General features: G+C 46.3%; 1 protein-coding gene. It reads left to right on the forward strand.

Annotated features, from left to right (window positions below):
* Positions 1-229, forward strand: a 229-nt coding sequence (locus G7Y39_RS13450; protein ID WP_165154149.1) for an ATP-binding protein, incomplete at its 5' end; no start/stop codon positions are given.
* Positions 230-817: the final 588 nt, after the last annotated feature.

Genomic DNA, 817 nt, shown 5'->3' on the forward strand with positions numbered 1-817 from the left:
CGACTTCGGAATCAAGAAGCTCAATAACGAGCAGATACTCGACCTGATGGAAATCATCGAGGACCGCCACGGGCGCAAATCAACCATAATCGCCTCGCAGATACCGGTCGCAGACTGGTATGACTGCCTGGAGACCAACACCACCGCCGCCGACGCAATACTCGACCGGATGGTGCACTCTGCCATACGTTTTGAACTCAAAGGCGATAGTCTGAGAAAAAATCATTAACTTTGCCGCATCAAAAGTGTCCCAGCCTCCTCCGGCGCACTGTCCCAGTCTGCTCCGGTTTTTCCAGGCAATCGATTGAGGAAACTCCACGGTGTCATACAACCGTTTCATATCCATGCAATCCCGAAAGGAGAAAGTCTCCGATACGAAGTATTGATTGACGAGGCCGGGACAATAATCAAAAAGACCTTTGATGATATGAATGTTCATCTCGTGGCAATTTTTGCATACTGCGCGGTTGCAGTTGATGTGTCGGTGACTGTTTACAAAGTCATCCGCAAAGCGGCGATAGATTTTGCCGCTGCCCACGACATCCCTTAGATAAATTTCTCTGGCATCAGAGAGAAGTGCGAAGAGTTCTTTCGCTACCTGCTGTTCATCCTCAATGTGGCGAGGATGCTGCCGTTCTCCAAAAAGAGAGAGGGCCGTTTTGTTGTCCTTTCATGTCGAACTACTTTTAACAATAGTTCGTTAATTTTTTGATTCTTGGCAGATATGCTACAAAACACATTAAACCCTTTGATTATCAGTAAAATAGTCGCCTAAAAAGATGGTCAAGTGGCGAATTTTTCGTAACTTTATAGTTGA

The organism is Parabacteroides sp. ZJ-118 (assembly GCF_011038785.1).
In the GTDB taxonomy this organism is placed as follows: Bacteria; Bacteroidota; Bacteroidia; order Bacteroidales; family Tannerellaceae; genus Parabacteroides.